This is a genomic window from Tessaracoccus luoxuelianae (assembly GCF_055326245.1).
On the sequence record NZ_JBUZNO010000026.1, the window covers coordinates 1 to 5,454 of the forward strand.

The window sequence follows — 5,454 nt, forward strand, 5'->3', positions numbered from 1 at the left end:
TGCCGCACTGAGCGTGGCCGCACGCTACTGTCGCGTTGGCAGATGCGGGGGCACCTACCATCAGAGCCACGGGTTGTTCGAAGGTGCAGGCGCTACGGCGAACTGCCCCTCATCGAGGTCGATGGTTGGGGAACCGGCAACCACCAGGCAGGCCCGCTCCCACGGACGTTGCTCGGCAAGAAACCGCACTTCATGTGCCATCCACTCGTGCCAGAACGCGATCGTCTGCTCGCGATCACCGTTCACACCCTCGGCCATGTCGCGAGCGATCCCCCGCCGCTCGGCCTCCTGAAAGTCCGACTGCACCCAGATCGAGGCATCAACGAAGTGCTCGAACTCGCGTTGGCTTGCGCCGACGCCCTCGATGACGACCAAGTCCGCCTCCGCGGCAACCTCGATCACGCCTTCGCGTCCATGCAGCCCCCACGCCGGCGGCTGAAACCGCACACCCTCCCCACGGTGCAGTGTCACCAGGATCTCGTCGCGCAGCAGATGCCCCCAGGCGAAGAACGGCTCATGCCAGGCCAGGTCATCCGTGTGGACGACCGCAGAACGGGCGACGGCCCGCTTCAGCTCAGCAGCCAGCGTCGACTTACCTGAGGCTCCCCTGCCGTCCACGGCAACGATCTGCGGCCGACCCAGCGGCTGCCCGGCCACCTGTAAAACGTGATTGACCAGCTCGGCAGTGTCGAGGGCCCGCCAAGGCCCCGCAGCGGGTTCACCCTCGAGCAAGGTCATGGTCATGACCCCATTCTGCTGCCGACAGCAGCCATGCTCGCTCATGCCGCGCTGGGTTCGTTCAGCGGGCCGGCCCGTTAGTCGCCTTCCGGCGGGCAATGAACGTGTCGTAGGCTCGCCGCATGACTCGTGTCATCGTCGTGTGTGGTTTGCCGGGGAGCGGCAAGACGACCCTTGCCTCCGCGCTTGCGGCGCAACTCCCCGCCGCCTATCTTCGCGTTGATGCCATTGAGACACCGCTGACGCTGGCAGGCATCGATGTCGGTCCGCTCGGCTACCAGGTGGTGCAGGAAGTGGCGGCGTCCAATCTGGCACTGGGTATCCAGGTGGTGGTCGACCTCGTCGACCCGCTGCCTGAGACGCGCCGACTCTGGCGCGAGCTTGCCGCACGGACCTCGTCCACGCTCGTCGTGCTTGAATGCGTGATACCCGACGTCGCGGAGCACCGTCGCCGTGTGGAAGCGCGACATCCTGATCTGCCGGGCCAGGTTGTCCCTTCGTGGGACGAGGTGACGGGCCGCGAATACGTCCCGTGGGACGAGGTGAGGGACGGACATCGGGCCCTTGTGGACATGACCGACACTGCGGCCGCACTGATTCTGGCGCGATCCCGGTTGTCGCTCGGTGGCTAGGCGGTGGTGGCTAGAAGGCGACCTCAACAACGCACACACGCACTGATCTGCCGCGTTCCGATGGCTAGATGCCCCTACGCTCAGGCGAGGCTGGTGGTCTGGATGGAGGAGGGCTGGTGAGCACGAACGCTGACTTCCTTGCGATCCCCGGCCTGGACCGGGCGGGCCAAGTGGCATGGATGCAATCGCTCCGGCCCAGGGCCACGACCATCGAGTTGCTCTTTCACGACAGTGACGTTAGTCACCCGTTGACACTCGAGCTTGCATGGCTGGTTCCCGCCCGCCAGGAGGGGGTCGGTGCGCGTCCCGGGTACCCGCGACCGCACCCGCGCGCCGTCTTGCACCGTTACCGCTACGACCGTGCCATCCTTCGCGCGCTGATCGATCTCGGCGGCCTTTTTGAGTACGTATCAGATCCGCTCGGGGACACGGTGAGATTCACGCGGTTGGGGAACGTTGACGTCACTTTCCTGGACCGTTCCGACGCGGTCCTCGGATCCACGGTGACCCACGAAGGGCTCATCCTGACCCCGGTCGAGGTCCCTACGGCCAAAGGATGATCCATCCGCATCTGCCGCTGGTGGTCGTTGAGGGCGTGGGCGGGGCTTGTATCGTGTAGCGCTACGCGATACGATGGTTTTTGTGATCGTCAGCTTCCGGCACAAGGGTCTGGAGCGGCTGTATCGCGACGGTTCGAAGAAGGGTGTTCAAGCGACTCACATCCCCAAGTTGCTTCGCATCTTGTCGCTGCTGGACGTGGCACAGACCCCCGACGACCTCGCGATCCCGTCGTTTCGGACCCACCCCCTCAAAGGGGACCTGGCCGGGCACTGGTCGATCTGGGTGAACGGCAACTGGCGAGTGACGTTCCGCTTCGTTGAGAGCGACGTCGAACTCGTCGACTATCAGGACTACCACTGACCAGGAGGTGGACAACATGGTGATGAGGACCCCGGTCCATCCCGGCGAGATCCTTCGCGAGGACGTGCTGGCCGACCTCGGGCTGAGTGTCGGGGAGGCCGCGTCCAGGCTCGGGATCTCCCGGGTGACGTTGAGCCGAGTCCTGCACGGCCATGCCCGCGTGAGCCCCAACCTTGCTGTTCGACTGGAGGGAGCAGGCGTTGGTACCGCCCGCGTTTGGCTGGCCCTGCAGTCGGCTTATGACCTCGCGGCCGAGCGTGCCGCCGGAATACCCACCGTCCGCAGGCTCGACCCCGTCGCCTGACAACATCCGCAAATGCCGCGGTGTGCGAGGGTAGCCTTCGGCTTCGGTGTCCCGAGCACGACCGCCCTCAATTGGCTGCCGGCGCGCTGGACCTGTCGAGGTGCAGGTGCCCGCTCAGGGAGGCCATCCTGCGCAGTTCAGAACGTTGGGGCAGTCCTACCGGCAAGAAGACGAACTCAAAGCGGCGGCCTCACAATGTGCTCCACTCAGTGAATGTTGATGGTGTCGAACCTGGCCGCCGGGTAGCGATCGAGGTTCCGTATGAGGCGCGAAGTATGTTGCGCATCGTCCGGATGGCACAGCACCTCCCGCTGGGCGACTTGCATCAGGATGGCATTCACCCACTGAAGTGAGTTCTTGGTCCGAATCAAGATGTCAGGCAGCTTCCGCCCGGAGTAGAACGCCACGAGGCGGCGGCTGATCGGCACAACGATCATGTCCGCGTCTCCGACCGCCCCAGCCTGCAGGAGGCCGAACAAACCCTCGCTCCGCTTGCCATGTACGACTGGATTATCAGAGAGTATGAAGCCGGGCAGGTCATCGGCACAGCCCACCAACTGGACCCGCCACTTGGCGAGCAGTGGCCGGAAGCCGCTGGCGACGCGCTGGACTCCCGATGTGAAGAAGTCCGGGCTTGACACGAGGGCGTTGCCGGCCGACGCGACTAACGCTTCGAGTTCCCCTGGTTCCGGGGAACGTCCCCACTGTCGAGCGAACCTCGTCCTCAGGCGGTCGTCTTGGGCAAGCTTCGGCCACTTCTGTTCGAGCGTTCCGCGCACTACCTTCTGGTGCGCCACCTTGAAGGCCGAGTTCCGGGCCAAATGGACGGCGGCCAACTCATCCAAGGCGGCCTTTTGCTCTTGGTCGACAGAGCGGTTGAGCCGAATCTCACGGACTACCCTCAGAAACACCCGCTCACGCTCGCCAAACTCCCGCTCCAAGGCGTCGTCCACAGTGCCGTCGGGGAAGATCACCGAAATGAAGTCATCAATGCGCCAGTTGGCGCCGATCGCGCGCTTTGCGTAGACCGTCTGCCCGGTCTGCACGTCCAGGACGCTGACCCACGTGTTGTCCGCTGCGAAGTTGCGCTGATACCCCTTCGAGACAAGATGCTGCCTTCGGCGCGGCTTCTCGGGCACAGGATGACTCTAGCGGCGTGCATGGCCACAGCCGAGCGACGCACTGACATGCCGCTCCTGGGACGGTCGAGTCCGATCTGGCAGGTGTATGGCCAGACCGAATCGCATCGGTGCCCCTGCCGCGTGACCTCGACTCTTCCGTCCATACTTGCAGGAACGTACGTCATAACGTACGCTGCTTGGTGGAGGTTGTACCTATGACTGCTGTGAGCGCAACGTCTGCCCGCGCGAACCTGTACCGGTTGATCGACCAGGTCAACGAGGAGTCCGAGCCGCTGACCATCACCGGCCAGCGTGGCAACGCCGTGCTCATCGGCGAGGAGGACTGGCTCGCCATCCAGGAGACGCTGTTCCTTGAGTCGGTACCGGGGTTGGCCGATTCCATCCGGCGCTCCCGCGCGGAGGGTGTCGACGCGGGCTCGACCGAGCTTGACTGGTGAGTCCCTGGACTCTGGTGTACTCACGCCAAGCCCAGAAGGACGCCCAGAAGCTGGCCTCCTCAGGGCTGAAGACGAAGGCGCAGCACCTGCTGGAGGTTCTGGCCCAGGACCCGTTCACCACGCCACCCAAGTACGAGAAGTTGGTCGGCGACCTCGCTGGCTGCTACTCACGGCGCATCAACATCCAGCACCGACTTGTCTATGAGGTGCTCCCTGATCGCCACGTTGTCCACATCCTGAGGATGTGGACCCACTACGAGTAGCCACTCACCGAACATCCGGACGTGCCGCGGGTTGCGCGAGGGTCGTGTGTCGGCTCCGCTTGCCGCAGCGCGGTATGCCTTCGTGTTGAACGCTGTCCGCAACGAGCGGGTGGCCCCGTTCCCGCACATCAGGAGTGGGGCGCTACGGCCTTACCCTTGCGGTATGGCCCTGCCTCGCCACACGACGGACGCCGCCCTGTCGGCTTGGCTCGCGCCCCGGCTGCTGCCGTGGGGACCGGCTGGGGTTCCGGTGGGTGCCATGGTGCCGACGGGCTTCGCGGCGTATGTGCGGGTCCTGCACCCCCTGCCGGACGGACGCCGCTGGCGGGAGATCGCGGCGTCCAATGGACGCGTCCTGCATCCCCTGGCGCAGTGGAGCCACATGTTCGACACCCTGCGCCACCCGAACCTGTGGCCGCCGGATGGCCATCTCCCGCGCCCCGACCACGACGCGCTGGTCGCGCACCTGCAGGCGTCTGGGGACGTGACCTACGCGGTGTGGGAGGGCTACGGGTTCTGGGGAGGCGGCGCGGTCGAGGCGCACCACCCCGATCTGATGACCTACGAGGTCCCGGTGCCGAGCCGGGTCCCGGGGGGTGCCGAGCCGGTGTTGGCCCTGCCGCACCGGCGCTACCACCTGTTCCGGGCGCCCCTGGCCGCGCACGAGACGTGGGTCGAGGACGAGAGCTTCGGGCAGTCGGCGAACCTCGTATGGCCGGACGACCACGTCTGGTGTCTGGCCACCGAGATCGACTTCGGCTTCACGCTGCTCGGCTGCGAGCGCGCGGTCGCGGACGTCGTTCTCGCCGATCCCGCTCTTGAGGCGTTCGAGGTTGGTGTGGACGACAACATGAGCTGGTCCGGGGACGCCATCAATCCGGCGCCCCGGCGGGCCTGACAGCCGCCTCCGACCCGCCGACCGGCCCGTTCGACCCGGCCGATCCAGCTCGCCCCGCCTGCTGAACCGCCGCACGACGCGTGAACCGGGCACCAGACGATTCCACCTGAGCTGGAGTT

Annotated in this window: 9 protein-coding genes; 7 read left to right on the plus strand and 2 right to left on the minus strand. The window is 65.7% G+C overall.

What is annotated here, in order from left to right; all coding sequences use genetic code 11:
* Positions 1-60: 60 nt before the first annotated feature.
* On the minus strand, positions 61-744 hold the full coding sequence (locus tag ACZK39_RS16665) for a uridine kinase family protein (protein ID WP_197971685.1): 684 nt from the start codon (positions 742-744) through the stop codon (positions 61-63).
* Positions 745-860: 116 nt separating this feature from the next.
* Here ACZK39_RS16665 and ACZK39_RS16670 point away from each other — a divergent pair, with 116 nt between their 5' ends.
* The 4 genes from ACZK39_RS16670 to ACZK39_RS16685 all read left to right on the plus strand — a co-directional run bounded on the left by ACZK39_RS16670 (position 861) and on the right by ACZK39_RS16685 (position 2,595).
* On the plus strand, positions 861-1,370 hold the full coding sequence (locus tag ACZK39_RS16670; RefSeq protein WP_463613969.1) for a P-loop nucleotide/nucleoside kinase family protein: 510 nt from the start codon (positions 861-863) through the stop codon (positions 1,368-1,370).
* A 116-nt stretch (positions 1,371-1,486) separates the two neighbouring features.
* Entirely contained in the window at positions 1,487-1,930 is a 444-nt protein-coding gene (locus tag ACZK39_RS16675) for a hypothetical protein (RefSeq protein WP_463613970.1), read from the plus strand.
* 82 nt (positions 1,931-2,012) lie between these two features.
* On the plus strand, positions 2,013-2,291 hold the full coding sequence (locus ACZK39_RS16680) for a type II toxin-antitoxin system RelE/ParE family toxin (RefSeq protein WP_129459402.1): 279 nt from the start codon (positions 2,013-2,015) through the stop codon (positions 2,289-2,291).
* 16 nt (positions 2,292-2,307) lie between these two features.
* Positions 2,308-2,595 (plus strand): HigA family addiction module antitoxin, encoded by a 288-nt coding sequence (locus ACZK39_RS16685; RefSeq protein WP_206661107.1) that lies wholly within the window; start codon positions 2,308-2,310, stop codon positions 2,593-2,595.
* A 206-nt stretch (positions 2,596-2,801) separates the two neighbouring features.
* On the opposite strand, the gene ACZK39_RS16690 is transcribed toward ACZK39_RS16685, so the two are convergent.
* Positions 2,802-3,734 (minus strand): DUF4238 domain-containing protein, encoded by a 933-nt coding sequence (locus ACZK39_RS16690; RefSeq protein WP_463613971.1) that lies wholly within the window; start codon positions 3,732-3,734, stop codon positions 2,802-2,804.
* Positions 3,735-3,931: 197 nt separating this feature from the next.
* On the opposite strand from ACZK39_RS16690, the gene ACZK39_RS16695 reads away from it, so the two are divergent.
* The 3 genes from ACZK39_RS16695 to ACZK39_RS16705 all read left to right on the plus strand — a co-directional run bounded on the left by ACZK39_RS16695 (position 3,932) and on the right by ACZK39_RS16705 (position 5,335).
* On the plus strand, positions 3,932-4,174 hold the full coding sequence (locus ACZK39_RS16695) for a type II toxin-antitoxin system Phd/YefM family antitoxin (RefSeq protein ID WP_187721853.1): 243 nt from the start codon (positions 3,932-3,934) through the stop codon (positions 4,172-4,174).
* On the plus strand, positions 4,171-4,437 hold the full coding sequence (locus ACZK39_RS16700; RefSeq protein ID WP_182781594.1) for a Txe/YoeB family addiction module toxin: 267 nt from the start codon (positions 4,171-4,173) through the stop codon (positions 4,435-4,437). Before ACZK39_RS16695 ends, ACZK39_RS16700 begins: the two co-directional genes overlap by 4 nt.
* A 163-nt stretch (positions 4,438-4,600) precedes the next feature.
* Positions 4,601-5,335 carry a hypothetical protein gene (locus ACZK39_RS16705; RefSeq protein WP_344676232.1) on the plus strand — a complete coding sequence of 245 codons (735 nt, stop codon included), beginning with the start codon at positions 4,601-4,603 and terminating at the stop codon, positions 5,333-5,335.
* The last annotated feature ends 119 nt before the right edge of the window (positions 5,336-5,454 follow it).